Annotated in this window: 17 protein-coding genes, 1 pseudogene and 2 riboswitches; of the genes and pseudogenes, 9 read left to right on the top strand and 9 right to left on the bottom strand. The window is 71.0% G+C overall.

What is annotated here, in order from left to right; all coding sequences use genetic code 11:
* Nucleotides 1-28: 28 nt before the first annotated feature.
* Genes NMK34_RS02855 through NMK34_RS02845 form a run of 3 tightly spaced genes read right to left on the bottom strand, consistent with a single transcriptional unit; the run spans nucleotide 29 to nucleotide 2,173 of the window.
* The gene (locus NMK34_RS02855) at nucleotides 29-175 is read right to left on the bottom strand and encodes a hypothetical protein (protein ID WP_167796912.1); all 147 of its coding nucleotides are present in this window, start codon (nucleotides 173-175) and stop codon (nucleotides 29-31) included.
* A 46-nt stretch (nucleotides 176-221) separates the two neighbouring features.
* Nucleotides 222-1,463: an MFS transporter gene (locus tag NMK34_RS02850; protein WP_318332085.1), complete on the bottom strand. Its 1,242-nt coding sequence runs from the start codon at nucleotides 1,461-1,463 to the stop codon at nucleotides 222-224.
* Complete coding sequence (locus NMK34_RS02845; protein WP_318332084.1) at nucleotides 1,463-2,173, bottom strand: siderophore-interacting protein; 711 nt, start codon at nucleotides 2,171-2,173, stop codon at nucleotides 1,463-1,465. Before NMK34_RS02845 ends, NMK34_RS02850 begins: the two co-directional genes overlap by 1 nt.
* A gap of 246 nt (nucleotides 2,174-2,419) precedes the next feature.
* On the opposite strand from NMK34_RS02845, the gene NMK34_RS02840 reads away from it, so the two are divergent.
* From NMK34_RS02840 to NMK34_RS02810, 6 genes and pseudogenes are all read left to right on the top strand, one after another.
* A complete protein-coding gene (locus NMK34_RS02840) occupies nucleotides 2,420-2,977 on the top strand; it encodes a GNAT family N-acetyltransferase (protein ID WP_318332083.1) in 558 nt (185 codons plus the stop codon).
* Between the two features lie 337 nt (nucleotides 2,978-3,314).
* Nucleotides 3,315-3,698 (top strand): hypothetical protein, encoded by a 384-nt coding sequence (locus tag NMK34_RS02835; RefSeq protein ID WP_141722639.1) that lies wholly within the window; start codon nucleotides 3,315-3,317, stop codon nucleotides 3,696-3,698.
* Between the two features lie 374 nt (nucleotides 3,699-4,072).
* Entirely contained in the window at nucleotides 4,073-5,077 is a 1,005-nt protein-coding gene (locus NMK34_RS02830; protein ID WP_316250379.1) for an L-dopachrome tautomerase-related protein, read from the top strand.
* Between the two features lie 115 nt (nucleotides 5,078-5,192).
* Nucleotides 5,193-6,409: pseudogene (locus tag NMK34_RS02820) on the top strand (low temperature requirement protein A).
* Nucleotides 6,410-6,564: 155 nt separating this feature from the next.
* Nucleotides 6,565-8,595, top strand: coding sequence for a beta-galactosidase (locus NMK34_RS02815; RefSeq protein ID WP_047892854.1), 2,031 nt, complete (start codon nucleotides 6,565-6,567; stop codon nucleotides 8,593-8,595).
* A 264-nt stretch (nucleotides 8,596-8,859) separates the two neighbouring features.
* Nucleotides 8,860-9,666: a M23 family metallopeptidase gene (locus NMK34_RS02810; protein ID WP_030502021.1), complete on the top strand. Its 807-nt coding sequence runs from the start codon at nucleotides 8,860-8,862 to the stop codon at nucleotides 9,664-9,666.
* 100 nt (nucleotides 9,667-9,766) lie between these two features.
* Here the strand turns inward: NMK34_RS02810 and NMK34_RS02805 are convergent, their stop codons facing one another.
* The 4 genes from NMK34_RS02805 to NMK34_RS02790 form a co-directional block, all read right to left on the bottom strand.
* Nucleotides 9,767-10,150, bottom strand: a complete 384-nt coding sequence (locus NMK34_RS02805; protein ID WP_318332082.1) for a hypothetical protein — start codon at nucleotides 10,148-10,150, stop codon at nucleotides 9,767-9,769.
* Nucleotides 10,151-10,369: 219 nt separating this feature from the next.
* Nucleotides 10,370-11,149: a precorrin-6A synthase (deacetylating) gene (gene cobF, locus NMK34_RS02800; protein WP_318332081.1), complete on the bottom strand. Its 780-nt coding sequence runs from the start codon at nucleotides 11,147-11,149 to the stop codon at nucleotides 10,370-10,372.
* Entirely contained in the window at nucleotides 11,146-14,745 is a 3,600-nt protein-coding gene (cobN, locus tag NMK34_RS02795) for a cobaltochelatase subunit CobN (RefSeq protein ID WP_318332080.1), read from the bottom strand. Before cobN ends, cobF begins: the two co-directional genes overlap by 4 nt.
* Nucleotides 14,742-15,386 carry a (2Fe-2S) ferredoxin domain-containing protein gene (locus tag NMK34_RS02790; RefSeq protein WP_318332079.1) on the bottom strand — a complete coding sequence of 215 codons (645 nt, stop codon included), beginning with the start codon at nucleotides 15,384-15,386 and terminating at the stop codon, nucleotides 14,742-14,744. The genes cobN and NMK34_RS02790 overlap by 4 nt, the downstream gene beginning before the upstream one ends.
* 89 nt (nucleotides 15,387-15,475) lie before the next feature.
* A riboswitch (cobalamin riboswitch) is annotated at nucleotides 15,476-15,657 on the bottom strand.
* 45 nt (nucleotides 15,658-15,702) lie between these two features.
* Here NMK34_RS02790 and NMK34_RS02785 point away from each other — a divergent pair.
* The 3 genes from NMK34_RS02785 to NMK34_RS02775 are packed head-to-tail and all read left to right on the top strand — an operon-like array spanning nucleotide 15,703 to nucleotide 18,742.
* Complete coding sequence (locus tag NMK34_RS02785) at nucleotides 15,703-16,581, top strand: sulfite reductase subunit beta (RefSeq protein WP_318332078.1); 879 nt, start codon at nucleotides 15,703-15,705, stop codon at nucleotides 16,579-16,581.
* Nucleotides 16,578-17,243, top strand: a complete 666-nt coding sequence (locus NMK34_RS02780; RefSeq protein WP_013476141.1) for a precorrin-8X methylmutase — start codon at nucleotides 16,578-16,580, stop codon at nucleotides 17,241-17,243. Before NMK34_RS02785 ends, NMK34_RS02780 begins: the two co-directional genes overlap by 4 nt.
* Complete coding sequence (locus NMK34_RS02775) at nucleotides 17,240-18,742, top strand: precorrin-2 C(20)-methyltransferase (RefSeq protein WP_318332077.1); 1,503 nt, start codon at nucleotides 17,240-17,242, stop codon at nucleotides 18,740-18,742. The genes NMK34_RS02780 and NMK34_RS02775 overlap by 4 nt, the downstream gene beginning before the upstream one ends.
* Here the strand turns inward: NMK34_RS02775 and NMK34_RS02770 are convergent, their stop codons facing one another.
* Nucleotides 18,743-19,498, bottom strand: coding sequence for a cobalt-precorrin-4/precorrin-4 C(11)-methyltransferase (locus NMK34_RS02770; RefSeq protein ID WP_013476139.1), 756 nt, complete (start codon nucleotides 19,496-19,498; stop codon nucleotides 18,743-18,745). It lies immediately after the preceding gene.
* Nucleotides 19,495-20,703 (bottom strand): precorrin-6y C5,15-methyltransferase (decarboxylating) subunit CbiE, encoded by a 1,209-nt coding sequence (gene cbiE, locus NMK34_RS02765; protein ID WP_318332076.1) that lies wholly within the window; start codon nucleotides 20,701-20,703, stop codon nucleotides 19,495-19,497. Before cbiE ends, NMK34_RS02770 begins: the two co-directional genes overlap by 4 nt.
* 54 nt (nucleotides 20,704-20,757) lie before the next feature.
* Nucleotides 20,758-20,902, top strand: a riboswitch (cobalamin riboswitch).
* The last annotated feature ends 15 nt before the right edge of the window (nucleotides 20,903-20,917 follow it).

Below are 20,917 nucleotides of genomic sequence, written 5' to 3'. Positions count from 1 at the left end.
GCCGGGCCGACGCTCGTGGGGTCGAGCGTCACGGTGTCGGCACCAGCGCCGATCCGAGACGGCCGAGCGGTTCGGCCGAGGTGCCGGCGGCCCGCGTCGCCGCAGACGCGGCGTCGGTGGCGGCTCGGCCGGTGGCGGCGGGCGCGGTGCCGGTCGGGCTTCCGATCGAACTCATGCGGCTTCCAGCGGTAGTACGGACAGGATGCGCGGCGACTGAGGCCTCACCTGACGAGCAAGTCTGTCTGGGAGTGAGCCACACGGATCGTCGACCCGGAGGGCGGGAACCGGCGCTGGTGCGTCACGCCCACCGCCACCCCGGCGGCGACAAGCACCAGCGACGCCAGGGCAACGGCCGGGTAGCCGAAACGGTCGGCGGCGGCGAGGCCGAGTGAGGCGGCCACGAACGAGCAGACCAGCCCGAACGACGACAGCACGGTGAAGTCGGTGCCGCCGCTGCCTGGCCGGGAGTAGTCCATGTTGACCGTGTAGAGCACCACGTTGGCTATCGTGTACGCGGCCAGGAAGAAGCAGAGCGCGGCGACCGTGCCGCCTAGCGGCGCGCGGCCGTTCATCAGCGGCAGCAACGCCACTGTGGATAGAGCCAGAGTGACCCCGCCGGCCACCAGCACGCCGGCACGCCCGAAGCGGCCGATCCCGAGACCGGCGATCAGGCCGGCCGCGATCGCCGGCACGCTGGTCACCACGCCGGTGACCACGCCGATCCGGCCCAGCGACCAGCCGGCGTCCACCAGTGCTGGCGTCACCAGAGCGTGAGCCATCCCGGCGCCCACGTACACCAGCGGCACGACGCCGAAGGTCCACCAGCGGCAGCCGGGCTGCCCGAACACCGACACCAGCGCCCGGTAGGCCGTGCCGATGCGCACGATCCGGTCGGTGCGCTCCGGTTCCCGGAACCGCCACACCACAAGCAGCCCGATCGCGGTCAGCGCGGCCAGCAGGCCGACCGCCGCAGCCCAGCCGAAGCGGTCGTACACCAGCACGCAGACGCCGCCGCCGAGCAGGTTACCCAGGTAGCTGGCCGCCACCTGGATGCCGTTGCCGGTGCCCCGCTCCGACGCGGCCAGCAGCCGCACCGCGACCGCATCGACGGCGATGTCCTGGGTCGCGGAGAAGAACACGAACGCGGCGCAGACGGCGATGACCGGGCCCAGCTGGTCCGCGGGCCGGGAGAAGGGCAGCAGCGCCAGCAGGGTCAGCACCAGCACGGCCTGGAGCACCAGCAGCCAGGAGCGGTAGTGGCCGCGGCGCCGGGAGCCGTAGCGGTCGAGGAGCGGCGCCCAGAGGAACTTGACGGGCCAGATCAGGCCGACCACCTGCAGCAGCGCCAGGGTGTCCAGCGAGGTGCCGCCGTCGCGCAGGATCGCGGTCAGCCCCACCGTGATGAAGCCGATACCGAGATACTGCGTGACGTAGAGCGCGGTGAGCGTCCCGAGGCGGCCCATCAGGCGGCACGCCAGTACGCGAGCGCGGTGAGCTGGTGCTTGCCGACACCGAGCGTGCGCCGCAGGTGCCGGGTGATGCCGCGAGTGCTGGCCGCCTCACAGGCCACCCAGTAGTGCGCGGTCCCTACGGCGGGCAGCGCGGTGCAGACGGTGTCGACCAGGTGCCGGCCGTCGTCGCGGCGGGGCACCCACGTCACGTCGTGGTGGGCGCGGGCGCGCAGGGTCAGCGCCTTCTCGCCCTCGTGGGCGTACTCGAGCCAGACCGTTGCCGGGATGTCCGCGCCGGCGTCGAGGAGGCTGTTGACCGCCGGCAGCGAGGCCGCGTCGCCGACCAGGTAGAGGTGTTCGGGCACCGGGTCGGGCAGCGCGAACGCACTGCCCTGCACGGTCGCGTCGATGGTGTCGCCCACCCGCGCGGTGGTCGCCCAGCGGGCGGCGCATCCCTCATGCACGGCGAACTCGAGGGTGAACCGCCCGGTGGCCGGGTCAGGATCGACGAGCGTGTAGGCCCGTTGGTGGGCCCGTCCGTCGTTGTCGAACCAGAGCCGGATCCACATCGTCGGGTGCGTGCCGCAGGCCGCCAGCAGCCCGCCGTCATCAAGGAGCAGGCGCTGGTAGTGCCCATCGACCGACTCGGTGTCCAGCACGGTGAGCCGGAAGTCCCGGCCCCCCATGGCCTTGAGCACCAGGCCCTCCCAGTTCCGTTTCACGAGCCCCTCCATGTAAGGTCCACCTTAGTTAGGTGAGGGTAACCTAAATTGACCACTTGAGGGAACTGCCACTCCAGGGCTGGCGGGTGATCCTCGCCGATACGGCTGCGAGGGCTGAATACCCGCAGCGTCCAGGGCGTCTCCGACGCCCGCTGGCAACAGCAGTGTCTGGCCGACTGGGCCGTCGGCGACCTGATCCCGCTCTGCCCACCCGCCCTCGCCGAAACCCCGAAGGAGGACACGATCGTGATCTACCAGGAACAGATTCCCGACCTCGGCGACCTGACGCTGGAGCCGGTGCGCCCCGACCAGCACGCCGTACTGCTGCACGGCTGGGTCACCCTGCCCCGCAACGCGTTCTGGGGAATGGGTGGATACAGCCTCGACGACGTGCGCGAGATCTACACGTTCCTCGACGGGCTGGACACCCATCACGCGTACCTGGTCCTGCTCGACGGCGAACCGGTCGGGCTGTTCCAGACCTACCAGCCCGAGGCGGACCCGGTCGGTGAACGCTACCCAGTCCAGCCCGGCGACGTCGGGATGCACCTGCTCCTCAACCCGCCCCGGCGCTACGCCCGCGGCCTCACCACCGCCGTCGGCCCGACCCTGGCCCGCTTCCTCCTACGAGATCCCGCCGCGCAGCGCATCGTGGTCGAGCCGGACGTGCGCAACGAGGCCGCGCTGCGACGCCTACGAACCGAGGGCTTCACATTCGCCTCCGAGATCGACATGCCGGACAAGCGGGCACAACTGGCGTTCCTGACCCGCGAGCGGTTCGAAGCGAACCACCAGCAGGCCTGATCCAGGCGCCCCGGCCAGACTCACGGTCGCACCCGCAGGCGCACTTGTCGAGGGCGCCTTGTCGCGTCGAACGACCGAAAGCGCTCAGCGCACGGCACCGTCGGAGGCCGCCGCGGACGCCCGGAGTCCGCCACGTCCGGCAGAACCGTGCCTGGGCCGCGATCACCCGCCGACCGTTGTCGGTGAACAGACCGCACGCCACGCTGACGGGCGAGGTCGGCAGGTGCGTCTACGTGGCGAACGCGGCAATGCTCCCTCGAAGCGCGGAGGGGAGCCGGCTCGGTGTCGCTGTCGGCGCGGGCAGGTTCACGGTGAGGCGGGGCGGGTAAGAGCGTGCATGGTCAAGGGCAACGACGATCGGTGCTGTCCCCATTTCCCGAGATGGCAGCCGATCTCGCCGAACGCGCCACCGTCGACGTGCCCGACCGGGTCGGAACCGGCGCACGGATCCTCCGCCGGCAGTTCGGTCATCGTGCTGATCGCCACCCAGGCGGGTCTGGCCGCCGCGCTGTCCTGGGTGATTGCCCGGGATTTCCTGCACAACCCCATGCCGGTGTTCGCTCCCAGCGCTACGGCCGGCACGATCGCGCCGGCGATCGGTCAACGTGCCCGGCGAACCGCCGAGACGCTGCTCGGGTCGGGCTCGGTCTCGTCGTCGGCGACTCCGCGCTTCATGTCATCCGCTACGGTGCGTGGCAGATCGGACTGGTCGTCGCCATGACGCTCACCATCGCGCTGCTGCCGATCGGACATAGTGGCGCGCTCGTGGCACAGGCGGGCAGGCACGGCAGACGCCCACCGAGAACCCGCGAACACATGGCGGCTTCCTTGCCCTACTGGACACCCATCGCGGACGACCTCCTCGGAGCCAGCAGGTGAGCCGGATCCTCAGTCCCCGGCGACGACGAGGTCGCGGCGGATCAGCACGTTGTCGGCCGGCGCGGTTGACCTTGCGCCCCAGGGGTACGCGGCGCACGTCGAAACCGGTCGGACCAGGGCCGCCTCGACAGCAGGTGACCAGGGTCCCGCCGGACGAAGGAAGGACTCACCCATATGGCCACGATGCCCGGCCGGGAGGATCCTCGCCTGATACCTGTGCTTTCGGGCGACCGGGTCTGGACCGGTGTCACGACGACCACCTCCGGCAGACTGTTCGTCAGCTACCCGTCCACGGACGGACCCGGTGTCCAGGTGGCCGAGGCGTTGACGGGTGGCCGGTTCGCGCCGTACCCGGATGCGAGGTGGAACGAGGTGCGCGCCGAACACGACCCGCGGGGACGGTTCGTGCATGTCAACGCGCTACGCGTCGGGCCGGACGGGCAGTTGTGGATCGTCGACGCCGGGGCCGCCGGCCTCGGCCAGCCGCAGGTACCCGGGGGCGCCCGGCTGATCTCGGTCGACCTCGACCGCGACCAGGTCCATCGTAGCTACGACCTCGGTCCGGCGACGTACGAGCACAGCTACATCGACGATGTGCGGTTCAACGGCCGATTGGCCTACGTGAGCGACTCCGGTGCCGCCGGCCTGATCGTCGTCGACCTGGACAGCGGCCGGTCCCGCCGGGTGCTGGACAACCACCCCGCGACCGTCAACCAGGGTCCGCTCTACGCCGACGGGCAGGTCCTGCGCGACGCGCACGGCGCCGAGCTGCGGGTGCACTGCGACCAGATCGAGGTGTCACCGGACGGGCGCTACCTGTACTTCCAACCGCTGTCCGGACCGATGTCCCGGGTCGAGACCCGTTACCTCGACAATCCGGCCACATCCGCGCAGAGGCTGGGCGATCAAGTCCAGCACTGGGCCGACACCCCGACCACCGGCGGCACCGCCATCGACGCGGCCGGCACCATCTACCTCAGCGATGTGGAGAACCGCCGACTCCTGACCATCGCTCCGGACCGGCGGATGAGCCCATTCCTCACCGATCCGCGGCTCGTCTGGTGCGACGCCCTTTGGATCGACAGCGGACGGCACCTGTGGATGCCCGCGGCCCAGCTCAACCGCACCGCCGGGCTGACCGGCGCCGCCGCCGTCGAGTACCCGGTCCACATCTACAAGGCGCCCATCGACGTCGGCCCAGCCCCGAACGACCACGCCTGAGGGCGCACAGCACCACGTCGGCAGGTCGACGGTGTCTCTACCGCAAGACGAGTCAGGACTATTCGACGAATTCCATGCCGGACGCGTGCTATGACCTCTTCGGGGGTGAGGATTCGTGTGGCAGCACCATCCGGCGGAGCCGACGTCGCCAGCACAGACTCGCCAATCGCGGGCGACCTTTCTCGAGCTGTTCTTCGACCTGGTGTTCGTCTTCGCGCTGACCCGAATCGTGTCCCGCGTCTACGATCACATGGTCATCGAGCCGGACGGGCGAGCCTGGCCGCAGGCGCTCTGGCAGGCGTTTCTGACCCTGCTGTTGTTGTTGGCACTGTTCGGCCTCTGGCAGGGAACCGCCTGGACCACCAGCCGCTACCACCCGGATTCGTTGGCCCTGCAGACCGTGGTCGCCGTGGCGTTGGCGCCGGGCTGGTGATGGGGGTAACGGTCCCGCGCGCCTTCGACGGCTATGCCGAGGCATTCGCCATCGCCTACGCGGCTGGGCAACTCGCCCGTCCCTTGATCCTGATGCTCGTGATCCACGACCGGGATCGCCGGCTGCTCAAAGGCCGCATGTTGATCACGTACGGCGTCACCGGCGCGCTGTGGATCATCGGAGCCTTCGTGGACGGTCCAGTCCTCGTGCCGGCCTGGGCAGCCGCCCTCGCCGTGGAGTATGCTGCGGCGCGGACCGGATGGCCCCTGCCGGGCCTGGGGCATTCCGAACCAGAACGCTGGGACATCACCGCGGAGCACCTCGCCGAGAGGTACCAGCAGTTCTTCCTCATCGCGCTCGGTGAGACGATCCTGGTGATCGGCTTCACCTACAGCACCGGACCGTTCGACCGCGACCACACCCTCGCCTTCGTCGTCGCCGCGCTCACCTCGGCGGCGTTGTGGCGCCTGTACTACTACCGGGCGGGGCACATTCTCGCCGAGGCGATCGCACGTTCCCGAGCGCCGTCGGTCATCGGCCGGTCTGCCGCCGACACGCACCTCATCATGATCGTCGGTGTCGTGACCACGGCTCTCGGCTACGAGATCACCATCGAACAGCCCCTCGGTCACGCCCCGGCAACCTGGATCGCGCCCATCCTGCTCGGCCCCGCCCTCTTCATCGCCGGCCGGGCGCGGCTCGAATACCATGTGTCGCCCGCGTCTCCCCCTCACGCTACGTGGCCCTTGCGGCATTGCTGCTGTGCTATCCCGTCGCGATACACATGTCGCCGCTCGCCGCCGCGGTCGCGGCGGTGGCCATCCTCTCCGCCGCAGCCACCGCCGACGCACGCCGGTCGCGCGGACACCCGGCCGAACCCGCCCGCCCCCCCATACTGACTCCCGCCCGGTACAGGCACTTCCCGACCCTTCCGTGGGCCGGGCCGCGCCAGGAAATGACCGATCGGTTCACGGGCACCCCGGTAGCGATGCTCATGACTTTTCGGAAAGATGGCACGCGCTTACCGGAAGTTATCGACGGACGGATTCACCCCATGAGCCTTCCCGTCACCCGCAAGATTCTCTTTGGTGGAGACTACAACCCCGAGCAGTGGCCCGAGGACGTGTGGCAGCAGGATTACCGGCTGTTCGACGCCGCCCGGATCGACCTCGTCACGCTGGGGGTGTTCGACTGGGCGCTCGTCCAGCCGGCCGAGGACGTCTACGACTTCACGCTGCTGGACCGGATAGTCGACCGGGCCTCCGCCGAGGGGCGGAGCATCTGCCTGGCCACCGGGACAGCGGCGCATCCGCCCTGGCTGGCCAGGGCACACCCGGAGGTGACCCGCACCGACTTCGAGGGCCGCCGCCACCGGTTCGGGCAGCGGCACAACTCCTGCCCCAGTTCCCCCGTGTTCCGCCGTCTCTCCGCCGAGCTGGCCCGCCGGATCGCCCGTCGCTACGCCGGCAACCCGGCGATCGCCGCCTGGCACGTGGGAAACGAATACGGCGGCGCCTGCTACTGCGACCTCTGCGCGGCCGGCTTCCGCAGCTGGTTACGCCAGCGCTACCGAACGATCGACGAGTTGAACTCCGCCTGGTACACCACCTTCTGGTCGCACACCTTCACCGACTGGGACCAGATCGAGGCGCCGTCGGCGCTGACCGAGCACTGGCGCGGGCCGGACCACACCGCCTTCGCCGGCATCACGCTGGACTATCTGCGGTTCACCTCCGACGCGATGCTGGCCAACTTCCGCGACGAGAAATCCGCCATCCGGGAGTACAGCCCGGACATCCCGGTCACCACCAACTTCATGGGCCTGTACCGCCCGATCGACTATCACCGCTGGGCGCCGGAACTGGACTTCGCCTCCTGGGACAACTACCCGCCCGACGACGACTCGGCCGCCCGGATGGCACTGGCACACGACCTCATGCGTGGACTCAAGGACGGCCAGCCGTTCTGGCTGATGGAACAAACGCCGAGCAGCACCGCCTGCCGGGACGTCAATCCGCTGAAGCGACCCGGCCTGCTGCGGTTGTGGAGCTGGCAGGCGGTGGCCCACGGCGCCGACGCGGTGCTGTTCTTCCAGCTCCGCGCCGCGCGGGGTGCCTGCGAGAAGTACCACGGCGCGGTCATCGGCCACGCCGGCCGCTCGGACACCCGGGTGTTTCGCGAGGTCGCCGAGCTGGGCGCCGAACTGGACCGGCTCGGCGCGGCCTCGCTGGGCGCCCGGACCCCGGCCCGGGTCGCGTTGCTGTTCGACTGGGACAGCTGGTGGGCGCTGGAGATCTCCGACGGGCCGTCGCGACTCGTCCGGTACCTGGAGGTGGTGCAGCGGTACCACCGTGCGCTGTGGGACGCAGGGGCAGACCTCGACGTCGTCCCGGTGACCGCGGACCTGTCCCGCTACGACGTCGTCGTCGCGCCGGTGCTGCACATGCTCAAGGGCGATCTGCCGCGCCGGCTGGAGGCGGTCGCTGCCCGCGGCGGGTCGGTGCTGACCACGTTCCTGTCGGGCCGGGTGGACGAGAACGACAACGCGTTCCTGGCCGACGTACCCGGGCCACTCGGCGAGCTGATGGGGATACGGGTCGACGAGTGGGACGCCCGCGGCCCCGACGTGGTCAACCCGGTCCGTCTCGGCAGCGACGATCGGCTCGAGGTCGAGGCCCGGTTGCTGTTCGAACTAATCGTTCCGCAGAGCGCGGAGGTGATCGGCACCTACCGGGCCGACTTCTACGCCGGCACCCCCGCAGTGACGCGCAACACCTTCGGTGCCGGGCACGGATGGTACGTAGGCGCAGGCCTGGACGGGACCGGCGTGTCCTGGGTGGTGCGCCAGGTGCTGGCCCGCCACGACCTGCTCGGCCCCGCTTCGGACCTGCCGGGTCTGGAGTCGGCCACTCGGGTCACCCCCGACGGAGCCCGGCTGCTGTTCCTGCTCAACCACCGGTCCGAGCCGGTCGAGGTGGCCGCCCGCTCCGGCGGGGTCGACCTGCTCACCGGAGACCGGGTCGACCCCGGCGCGCCGCTGCGGCTTTCGGCCCGGGGGGTGGTGGTGCTGCGGGAGGACGAGTGAACGTCGCAGCGCGGGCAGCCGTCAACGGCGTCGGGGTGGACCGGAGGATATTCGGGCAGAGCGCCCTGTCGCACACCATGGCCGAATCGGACAGCCTGCCGCACACGCGGTCCAACGCGCACGAGACCCGGTGGGACGTGGACGACCCGACGACCGGTGCCACTCCGGCTTGCGACGGCCCGACCGGCTCTTGACAGCCGCCGAGCCGAGCCCCCTAAGATCCATGTCCTTAGATGTCGACTGATAGCGGGAGCAGGGAGCCGGATGCAGGCAATCGACGAACCATGCCCGGGGGACGACCTGGCGTCCCGTGGCGTCAACCGCCGTCGCCTGCTCGGCCTGGTCACTGCGGCGCTCGCCGCCGGCGTCATTCCGGAGGCATGGCTCGCGGAGGCCGCCTACGGCGCTACTCCGAGGTGGAACCGGCCGTTCGACAAGTGGGTGCCCATCACGTCCACGTTCGGACCACGCACGGACCCCATCACCGGCGTGTCCAGGATGCACAACGGAACCGACTACAGCTACTCGGGAATCCTCGGTTATCCCATCCGCTCGATTGCGGCGGGTACGGTGACCGGTGTTTCGTACAGCGCGAGCGGCCTCGGTCACCACGCCGTCATCACCCACGCCGATGGTTGGCGGAGTGTCTACGGGCACATGCGGGAGACTCCCAGGGTCGGGACAGGCACGCAGGTCGCTGCCGGCCAGCACATCGGCAATGTGGGATCCACCGGTCACTCGACCGGCCCGCACCTGCACCTTGAAATATTCCAGCCGAACGGACAGCGAGTTGACCCCGAGTCGGTTCTCAAGGGCGCCCCGTATGCCGGGGCGCCCGGAACTCCACCCGAGATTGTCACCAAGGACGGACTGATGTATCTGATCTGGAGCACCGGCGGTACCGGCTACCTGGTAACCCCCAACCGCGTCATCGGCCTGCGGTCGATGGCCCACTACAACCTGTTCAAGCGGATCATCAACTCCAACCAGGCTGCGGATCAACCCGAGATCTTCAACGCGTTGGAGATCGACCAGATCAACGCTTACCTCAACGGTAACGTGCCGGCCTGATCCGGCCCCCGCAGGTGCCGGCACCGCCGGAACCCGGCGGAGCCGATCGGCGACATGCCTCCACGCACGCCGCCGACCGGCTCGTTCATGCCCGGACGCCTCATCCGGAAGTGATCACCGCATCGGTCGCGAGGTGGTCGCCGCGCCGCCCGATCAGAGCGCGGAGCTGCTCGACTGCCGTGTCGGTGGTCTGCGCCTGGTAGCCGCCGACCGTCGGCAGCACGGCGACGATCTCGTCGAGCGCCTTCTGCGCGCCGTTCTGCGCGTAGATCTTCTGGTACAGCTCGCGATAGGCATCCTCGTACACCGTCTTGAAGGCCGCGCTGGCGAGGAAGCGTTCCTTGAGCTTGTGCCCGCTCATCATCCCCCGCGCCCGGCCCCCCTCACCGTCGCCGCCGTCCGGGAACTGCCCGGCGCCGGGTCGATCCATACCGGCCGGGGGCTGATCGCCGGCCGCACCATCCTGCGGCGACCGGCCACCCATCCGGCCCGCGTCATGCGGCCCCTGGAGACCTCCGGTTCCGTGTGGGCGTCAGCACCTCACACCTCGCCGGAGGTCTCGCCTCGTCTCAAGCCGCCACGCCGTCAACAACCCTCATGGGCATTACAGCTAGAGCGGCACGCACGGTAACGGGTTGCGGCCAGCGATCGCAGGAGTGCGTTCACGGCTGGGTGATCATCGGTGGGTCAAAGGATGTGATTCTCAGGATCGCCGCTCGAGGCTGCCGGCCCGGCGCAACAAATACGTGTCCATGACCCAGCCGCGGCTCTGTTTCGCCGCCGTCCGCCGGGACCAGATTCGGTCGGCGACCTCGTCAAGGTTGCCGGCCACCAGTTGCTCGTCGGACGAGCCGAGGTTCGCGCCCCACCAGATCTGCCAGGCCGACAGTTCGGGGAGCTGGCGACAGGTCAATGCCCCGTCGAGCAGGACGACGAGGTTGTCGTGTGTCGCCGCGTCGTGGAGCAGGCGGCGGCCGGTCGTGATGGTGATCGGGCCGCCGATTGTGTTGAGGACGAGCCGGTGGTGTGCCGCCAGTAGTTGGATGCTGCTGAGGCCGGGTACGACGTCCACGGTGATGTCGACCCGTGCGCGTTCGGCGATGCGGTCGGCCACACGGATCGCCGAGTCGTACAGGGCCGGATCGCCCCAGACGAGCACTGCGGCGTCTCCCGGGTTGTCCAGTAATGCCTGCTCGAACGCCTTGGCCCGTGCCTCGTGCCAGTCGCGTACCGCGCCGGTGTAGTCGGCCGGGTCGGCACGGTCGCGTTCCGGGTCGGGTACGTGCACGAGCCGCCAGGCGCCGGTGACGTGCCGGGCGCAGATCGCCTCGCGCATCGCGATGAGGTCGGCCGTGCCCGGGTGCTGTCCGGTCTTGTCGGCGACGAGGAAGTAGTCGGCCTCGTTGAGTGCCCGGACGGCCTGGGCCGTGACCAGTTCGGGGTCGCCCGGGCCGAGGCCGACCAGGGTGAGGCGCCGTGTCACGCCTGATCCTCCAGGTCTCCCTCGATTTCGAGGTACACGCGGGCCATCTCCGCCATGACCTCGGCGTCCGGTTCGGCCCACAGTCCACGGTCGGCGGCCTCGTTCAGGCGTTCCACGATGCCGCGCAGTGCCCAGGGGTTCGCGCGGCGCATGAACTGCTGGTTCGTCTCGTCGAGGACGTATTCGCGGGCCAGTGACTCGTACATCCAGTCGTGGACGACCCCGGCTGTGGCGTCGAAGCCGTAGAGGTAGTCCACGGTGGCGGCGAGCTCGAAGGCGCCTTTGTAGCCGTGTCGCTGCATCGCCGCGATCCAGCGCGGGTTGACCACCCGCGAGCGGAAGACGCGGGTGGTCTCTTCCTGCAGGGTGCGGGTGCGTACGGCGTCGGGCGTGGTGGAGTCACCGACGTACGCCCTGGGTTCGGCGCCGGTCAGCGCGCGGACCGTGGCGATCATGCCGCCGTGGTATTGGAAGTAGTCGTCGGAGTCGGCGATGTCGTGCTCGCGGGAGTCGATGTTCTTCGCGGCGACGGCGATGCGCCGGTAGTTGGTTCGCATGTCGTCGGTTGCCGCGGTTCCGTCGAGGCCGCGGCCGTAGGCGAAGCCGCCCCAGGCGGTGTAGACGGCGGCCAGGTCGGCGTCGTCGCGCCAGGTGCCGGACTCGACGACCTGGAGGATGCCGGCGCCGTACGATCCGGGCTTCGAACCGAAGATCCGCGTGGTGGCCCGCCGCTGGTCGCCGTGCTCGGCGAGGTCGTGGCGGGTGTGTGCCCGCACGTAGTTGCGCTCATCGGGTTCGTCGAGCCCGGCGACGAGCTGCACGGCGTCGTCGAGGAGTTCGATGACGTGCGGGAAGGCGTCGCGGAAGAATCCCGAGATGCGCACGGTAACGTCGATGCGGGGCCGGCCGAGTTCGTCGAGGCCGATGACCTCCAGGCCGTTGACCCGGCGTGAGGCCGTGTCCCAGGTGGGGCGTACGCCCAGCAGCGCCAGCACCTCGGCGATGTCGTCGCCGGAGGTGCGCATCGCGGAGGTGCCCCACACGGAGAGGCCGACCGACCGGGGGTGCTCGCCGGTGTCGGCGAGGTGCCGCGCGACCAGGGACTCGGCCATCGCCTGTCCCGTTTCCCAGGCCAGACGGGACGGAACGGCCCGCGGGTCGACGGTGTAGAAGTTACGGCCGGTCGGCAGGACGTTGACCAGTCCGCGCAGTGGGGAGCCGGAGGGCCCGGCCGGGACGAAACCACCGTCGAGCGCGTGCAGGACGTTGGTCAGTTCGTCGGTGGTGGCGGCCAGCCGCGGCACGACCTGCTCGGCGGCGAAGCGCAGGACGTCGCGTACCACCGGGTCGTCGTGCAGCGCGTCGATCGCGTCAGCCTGCCAGCTGGCCTTCTCCATCGCCTCGATCAGGGCACGGGCCTGCGCTTCCACGGCGTCGACGTCGGCCGCCGGGGCGTCCTCCGCAAGACCCAGCGCGGCGCGCAGGCCGGGCAGTGCCCGGTTCTGACCACCCCAGACCTGTGTCGCGCGGAGCACCGCGAGCACCAGGTTGACCCGCGCATGCCCGGTCGGTGCCTGGCCGAGCACGTGCAATCCGTCGCGGATCTGTACGTCCTTGATTTCGCACAGCCAGCCGTCGACGTGCAGCAAGAAGTCGTCGAACTCCTCGTCGCCGGGCCGTTCATCCAGGCCGAGGTCGCGATGCATTTGTGCGGACTGCATCAGCGTCCAGATCTGCTGGCGGACCGCGGGCAGCTTTGCCGGGTCCATCGCGGCGATGTTGGCGTGCTCGTCGAGCAGCTGCTCCAGCTTGGCGATGTCGCCGTAGCTTTCGGCGCGTGCCATCGGCGGCACCAGGTGGTCGACGATGGTGGCGTGCGCGCGGCGCTTGGCTTGGGCACCCTCGCCAGGATCGTTGACCAGGAACGGATAGATCAACGGCATGCTGCCGATTGCCGCGTCCGTGGCGCAGGCGGCTGAGAGCGCGGCGTTCTTCCCCGGCAGCCACTCCATCGAGCCGTGTTTGCCGAGGTGCACCACCGCGTCGGCGCCGAAGCCGTGTTCGAGCCAGCGGTACGCGGCCAGGTAGTGGTGCGACGGAGGCATGGCCGGGTCGTGGTAGATCGCGACCGGGTTCTCGCCGAAGCCACGCGGGGGCTGGATGAGGATGACGACGTTGCCGGCGCGCAGGGTGGCCAGCACGATGTCGCCGTCGTCGTCGACGAAAAGGGAGCCGGGGGCCTCGCCCCAGGTCTCGGCCATGGCGTCGCGCAGCGCGGCGGGCAATCCGGCAGTCCAGCGCCGGTAGTCGTCCCGGCTGATACGCACGTGCGACTCGCTGAGCTGAGCCTGCGTGAGCCACTCCTCGTCCTGCCCACCGGCGGCGATCAAAGCGTGGATGAGCGCGTTGCCGGCCGTCGTGTCGGCATCCTCTCCCTCGACCGGGAGCAGCGGGTCGAGCCCGGGAATTGCGCCGGGTGCGCCGAGGTCGTAGCCGGCATCTCGCATCGCGCGCAGCAATCGGATCGCCGACACGGGCGTGTCGAGGCCGACGGCGTTGCCGATGCGGCTGTGCTTGGTCGGGTAGGCCGACAGGACGAGGGCCACCTTGCGCTCGGCGGGCGGGACATAGCGCAGCCGGGCGTGGTTGACGGCGATGCCCGCGACGCGGGTGCATCGCTCAGGGTCGGTCACGTAGCGGGGCAGGCCGTCGGCGTCGACCTCCTTGAATGAGAACGGGACGGTGATGAGGCGGCCGTCGAACTCGGGGATGGCGATCTGGGTCGCGGAGTCGAGCGGGGTGACGCCTTCGTCGGACGCCTCCCACTCGGCTCTGCTGGACGTGAGCGCCAGAGCCTGCAGCACGGGGATGTCGAGGGCGCGCAGCCGTTCGACGTCCCAGGACTCGTCGTCGCCGCCGGCGCTCGCGGCGGCGGGCCGGGCGCCGCCGGCGGCCAGGACCGTGACGACGATCGCGTCCAGGGTGGCGAGTTCGGCGTACAACTCCTCGGGCGCCGCCCGCAGTGACGAGACGTAGATCGGTACGCCGGCGGCCGCGCCGGTGGCGTCGATGGCATCGGCGAGTTCGTGGGCGAACGCGTTGTTGCCGCTCACCTCGTGGGCCCGGTAGTACAGGACTCCGACGCGGGGCCGGGCGTCCGGGGCCGGCTGCCGGCTGACTCCCCACTCGGGCAGCACCGCCGGCGGTTCGAAGCCCTCGCCGGTCAGCAGCACGGTGTCGGACAGGAAGGCGTGCAGTTGGCGCAGGTTCTCCGCGCCGCCCTCGGCGAGGTAGCGGTGCGCCTCGGCGCAGATACCGATCGGGACGGTCGACAGCCCCATCAAAGCGGCGTTCGGCGTCCGTTCCCCACCGAGCACGACCAGGGGACGGCCGGTGCCGCGGATCAGCGCGGCGAGGTCGCGTACGTCCTCGGGCGAGCCGAGCACCCGCAGAACGACCAGGTCGGCCTCGGTGGTCAGGGTGTCGCGGCGCTCGTCGGTGAGCCGGGCAGGGTTGGCCCAGGACCAGTCCGCGTTGCTGGCCCGCGCCGAGAGCAGGTCGGTGTCCGAGGTGGACAGCAGGGCGATGCGTGTCATGTTTCTCCTTCGGTGACACGGGAGCCGAGGCGCAGGTCGCCGACCGGACGGCCGGCGCGTAGGTGCTCGCTGACGAGGCGTGCCGCGTCGCCGGGTCGCACCGGCCCGTACCAGGTGCCGTCGGGGTGCACGACGGCGACTGGTCCGTGGTTGCACGGGAACAGGCAGCCGGTCTGGGCCATGAGGACGTCGGCGTCGGTGAGCTGCTGCTCGACGAGCGCGCCCACGATCGTGCGATAGGTCTCGTCCGCGCCGCGGGCACTGCAGCGCGGGCCGCGGCACAGCAGTAGATGATGGCGGTACGGCGGCGGGGTGTCCCAGGCCGGTGAGGTGAGTGGCGCCTCGTGCCCGGTGATCGCGCGCTCGCCGAACCGGATGACCGGCGGGTCGATCTGCTGACGGTGCCAGTGGCCGGCCACGCGTCCCACCCACGAACGGGCGAAGGTCAGGTCGTCGGTGCTCACCGGTTCCAGGCGAACCTCCCGGGCGCCCTCGGCGTGCAGCAGGTCGAGCACATGGGTCAGGGTGGGCTCGCCGGCTTGCAGGAAGGCCAGTCGGGCGCCGGCTGCCTCGGCCTGCCTGCGTAGCACCGGCGACGCGGCGTCCGTCAGTGCGGTCGCGACGTGAACGAGGACGCTCACGGGGTCAGGAGCCGGTGATCCGGTGCGATCGGGACACGGGGTCTTCTTTCGTCCGGGGCCTGTGCGCGAGGCCTGGATGGGCACGTGTCGCAGACGGATCTGCGGCCAGCAGGTCTTCGGACTCGGGATCAACCGGACGGGGCGCCTTCCCAGACCGTGGGTCCAGTGGCGTCGTGCCCCGCCCGTCACCCTCACCGCTGCGCGTCAGTCCCGGATTCGCACCGGGTTCCCTGGCTCATGGCTGAGTTTGACTGGCATCACGACGGTAGCACCGGCAGCCGGTGTCGCCGGGGACGGGCTCTGGCACCATGTCGCCGTGACCGAGAGGACCCGCCGCGACCTGTGTCCCGGCCTGCTGCGCCCATGGATCGCCGACGACGGCGCGCTCGTGCGGGTGCGCGTCCCCGGCGGGATCGTGCCGACTGCGGCGCTGTGCGCACTCGTGGAGGTGGCCCGTGCGCACGGGGATGGCGCGGTCCACCTGACCAGCCGCGCCAACCTGCAGGTGCGCGGTCTCGAGCACGACGGTGGGCGGCTGCCCGAGACCGTCGTCGCCGACGTCATCGCGACCGGGCTCGTACCGTCCACGTCGCACGAGCTGGTCCGCAACATCCTCGCCTCACCGCTGACCGGACGCAGTGGCGGCCGGGCCGATCTACACCCGGTCGTCGCCGGACTCGACGCACGGCTGCGCGCCGAGCCCCGGCTCACCGCGCTGACCGGACGGTTCCTGTTCGTGCTTGACGACGGCCGCGGTGATCTGGTCAGCCGTGACTTGGACCTGGGGTTGGTGGCGCTCGACTCGGACACCGCGCAGCTACGTGCCGGAACCTCGGCGTGGGGGCCAGTCATCCGGCTGGACGAGGCCGCCGCGGCGCTGACCGGGCTCGCCGTACGCTTCGCCGGGCTCGCGGGTGACCGGCCGGACTCACCCTGGCACGTCGACGAGCTGTCCGGCGCCGGCGCCGCGCTGCTGGGCACCGTACTCGACCGTGCCGAGCGGACCCGGGTGAGCACACCTCCGCCCGCGCTGGGCAGGATCGTTCAGGATGACGGCCGCGTCACCGCGCACCTCGCGGCTTCCGGCGGCCGAGTGGACGCTCCCCTGCTGGAGGAGATCCGCGCGCTCGGCGCCGGCGAGATCGTCGTCACCCCGTACCGCACCCTGCTCGTCCCCGATCTGGAGAACGCATGAGTCTCACCACACCGGCACGCCGCTACGACTACGTCACCGACGGCGCGGCGATCTACGACGCCTCGTTCGCCACCATCCGTGCCGAGGCCGATCTTTCGGGTGTGCCGGCCGACGCCGAGAAGGTCGCGGTGCGGATGATCCACGCATGCGGCCAGACCGACCTCACCCGGAACCTGGTGATCCACCCCGGCCTGGTGGCCGCCGCCCGCGGGGCGCTGGAGGCGGGGGCGCCGATCCTGACCGACGCGCACATGGTCGCCGCCGGCGTTACCCGCGCCCGCCTGCCCCGTGACAACGAGGTCCGCTGCTTTCTGCACGAACCCGAGGTCCCGGCGCTTGCCCACCGGTGGGCAACGACCAGGTCGGCGGCGGCGGTGTCGCTGTGGACCGACCACCTCGCCGGCGCGGTCGTCGCCTTCGGCAACGCCCCCACGGCCCTGTTCCACCTGCTGGAGATGCTGCGCGACGGCGCGCCACGACCGGCTGCGATCATCGGTACGCCGGTGGGATTCATCGGCGCCGCCGAGTCCAAGCAGGCGCTCATCGACCTCGCCACCGACGCCCCCGGCCTCGACGTGCCCTATCTCGTGGTGACCGGGCGCCGGGGCGGCTCGGCGATGGCTGCCTCCGCGCTCAACGCCCTCGCCCGGGAGGCGGAGTGACCGGGCGGCTGTCCGGCGTCGGGGTCGGCCCGGGTGATCCCGAACTGATCACGCTCAAAGCCGCCCGGCTGATCGGCGCGGCCCAGGTCATCGCCTACCACCAGGGTGTCGGCAAACAGTCCAACGCGCGCCGCATCGCTGCCGGGCTGTTCCCGGACGACGTGATCGAGGAGGCGCTGGTCTATCCGGTGACGACCCAGAGCACCGAGCACCCGGGCGGGTACGCCGGGGCGATGGCCGACTTCTACGCCGAAGCCGCCGAGCGGCTGCGGGCCCACCTTCGTGCGGGCCGCGACGTGGTCGTGCTGGCCGAGGGCGACCCGATGCTCTACGGCTCGTTCATGTACCTGCACGACCGGCTCGCCGACGAGTTCGACACGCAGGTCGTCGCCGGTGTGCCCGCCTTCGCCGCCGCCACCGCCACCACCGCCCTGCCGCTGGTCCGGCAGACCGACGTGCTGACCGTGCTGCCGGGAACGTTGCCCGAGCCCGAGCTGGCCCGGCGTCTCGCCGACACCGACGGGGCGGTGATCATGAAGCTGGGCCGGACGTTCACCAAGGTCCGCTCGGCGCTCGAGCAGGCCGGGCGCGTCGAGGGCTCCTGGTACGTCGAACGGGCGTCGATGACCGCCGAGCGGGTACTGCCTGTCGCCGACGTGGACCCCGCCACGGTGCCGTACTTCTCGATCGTGCTGGTCCCCGGCGACACCCGGCCCGGAGTGGCCCGTTACGACCTCCCGGCCACCAGGGTCACCGAACCTTATCCCGGCGCCGAGGTCGTCGTCGTGGGCCTCGGCCCCGGTCCCGATCGGTGGCTCTCCCCCGAGGCGTCGCAGGTGCTCGCCGAGGTCGGCCACGTCGTCGGCTACGGCCCGTACGTCCAGCGCGTCGCGCAGCGCCCCGGACTCGTCCGCCACGCCTCCGGCAACACGGTCGAGCTCGAGCGGGCCCGGCAGGCGCTCGAACTGGCGCTCGCCGGTGAGCGCGTCGCGGTCGTCTCCGGCGGTGACGCGGGCGTCTTCGGCATGGCGTCGGCGGTGTTCGAGGCCGCGGAGGACCCCCGCTACGCCGGCGTCGCCATCCGTGTCGTACCCGGGATCTCCGCCGTCCAGGCGGTCGCGGCGCGCGCGGGCGCGCCGATCGGGGCCGATTTCGCGGTGATGAGCCTGTCGGACCGGCTCAAGCCGTGGGAGGTCGTGGTCAAGCGGCTGCGCGCTGTCGCCGAGGCGGATTTGGTGCTGGCCCTCTACAACCCGCGCTCACGCTCACGCACCGAACAGGTCGCGCAGGCCCGGGCCGTGCTGCTGGAGCACAAGTCCCCCCGGACGGTCGTGGTCGTGGGCCGCGACATCGGCCGGGCCGGGGAGAGTCTCACCGTCACCTCGCTCGGCGAACTGGACCCTGGCAGCATCGACATGAAATGCCTGTTGATCATCGGCGCCTCGGCGACGCGAGTCACCGCGGCCGGACGTGTCTGGAGCCCGCGCTTCGTGCCCTGATCAGCCGCGCACGCGGCGCTCGCGACCGGCCGAGTAGAGGAACGACTCGCCGCCACGGACGTCCCCGGCCAGCGCCGGGCCGACCAGGATGACCGCTGCCTGTCGCAGACCGGCCTGCTCGACCCGGCCGCCGATGTCGGCCAGCGTGCCGCGCAGGATGAGCTCCTGCGGCTGCGACACCCGGTGCACCACGACTATGGGGCAGTCGTGGCCGTAGTAGCCGGCCAGTTCGGCGGCCAGCTCGCGGGTACGCGTGACCGCCAGGTGCAGGGCGAGCGTCGCGCCGGTCGCGGCGAACGCGGCGAGCTTCTCTCCCGACGGCATGACCGTGGACCGGGCCTGCGCGCGGGTGAGCACGACCGACTGGGCCAGCTCCGGGACGGTCAGCTCGGCGCCGACGGCGGCGGCAGCAGCCGCATAGGCCGGCACGCCGGGCGTGACGTCCCACGGGACCCGGGCGGCGTCGAGCCGGCGGGCCTGCTCGTGCACCGCCGAGTACAGCGACGGGTCACCGGAGCACAGCCGTACGACCTCGGACCCGTCGGCGTGTGCCTGGACCAGGTGCGTGGTGATCTGGTCCAGGTCGAGGTGCTGGGTGTCGATCAGCCGGGCGTCGTCACGGCAGTGCTCCAGCACCTCGGCGTCGAGGTACGTGCCCGGGTACAGGCACACGTCGGCGGACTCGAGCAGGCGTACCGCGCGGAGGGTGAGCAGGTCGGCGGCGCCGGGCCCGGCCCCGACGAAATGGACGGTCATGAATCTCCCTTGACGATGGACCACTGGCTGACTGCCCGCGCGGGCGTCCAGCCGGTGAAGCCGCCGAGCGGTTCGGCGCGTTCGACGTGCAGGCGGACGAGTTCACCGCCGCGCCGGCGGTGCTGCTCCAGCAGCACCGCCTCGGTCTCGGCGGTGACACCGTGCACGACGAGCCGTCCACCGGCGCCGAGCGCATCCCAGCAGGTGTCCAGCACGCCGGGGACGGTGGCCCCGCCGCCGACGAACACCGCGTCGGGACGGTCCAGGCCGGACAGGGCCCCGGGCGCCGAACCCTCGACCAGACACAGACCCGGCACGCCGAGAGCAGCGGCGTTGCGGTGCACCAGCGCGGCCCGGTCGGAGCGGGGCTCCACCGCGATCGTCCGTGCCGTCGGCCAGGCCCGCATCCACTCCACACCGATCGAGCCGCTGCCGGCGCCGACGTCCCACAGCAGCTGACCGGGCGCGGGCGCGAGCCGGGCCAGGGCACTGGCCCGCAGGTCACGTTTGGTGATCTGCCCGGCGTGCTCGAACGCGTCGTCGGGCAACACGCCGCCCGCGGCCCAGCCCGGACCGGCACCGCGAACTTCGACGGCGAGAACGTTCAACCGCGGCACGTCGTTCAGGTCCCACCCGGCCGCGGTGGTCGCGGTACACGACTCACCGGCGGCACCGAGGTCACCGAGCACGACCAGCCTGGACTGCCCCCAACCGAGCCCGGTCAGCACCGCGGCCACGGCCGCGGGTGTCGTCCCGTCGCTGGACAGCACGAGCAGCCGGCGCCCGGCCGAGAGCGCAGGCACGATCAGCCGTAGGTCCCGGCCGACCAGGCTGACCGTGGTGACGGACTCAGCCGGCCATCCGAGACGTGCTCGGGCGAGGGCTACCGAGGAGACCCCGGGCACGATCGTCACGCGCTCCGGGCCCAGGACGTCCAGCAGCGTCGTGCCGATACCCGACACGAGCGGGTCGCCGGAGGCCAGCACGACAACCGGCCCTCGCGCGGAGGCGAGCACACCTGGCAAATTGTCCCGCAGCGGCGACGGCCACGCCACGCGCTGCTGGCCGTCGACGGGCGGCACCGCCTCGAGGTGCCGCCGCCCGCCGAGCAGCGTCGCGGCCGCCCGCACCAGCGCCCGGGACGGCTCCGGCAGACCCACCCACCCGTCAGCCCCGACCCCCACCACGGTCACCCGCTCCTCCATGGAGATGCACCCTAGCCGCCCACCGGCCCTTGCCCCGGCCACCGGGGCGTCTATGGTGATGCACAGGTTCGAGGTGCCCCACGACCGTGGTCACGGGGAGAATCTGGGAAGCCGGTGAGAATCCGGCACAGGGCCCGCTGCGGTGATCCAGGCATTGACCTGGGAAGTCCGAAGACCGGCCTCGATCCGATCCACGGCGCATGCCGCGTCGTGG

The organism is Micromonospora sp. BRA006-A (assembly GCF_033433935.1).
In the GTDB taxonomy this organism is placed as follows: Bacteria; Actinomycetota; Actinomycetes; order Mycobacteriales; family Micromonosporaceae; genus Micromonospora; species Micromonospora aurantiaca.
Note: the sequence above shows the minus strand (reverse complement) of the source record. Positions and strands in the feature narration are given on the sequence as shown.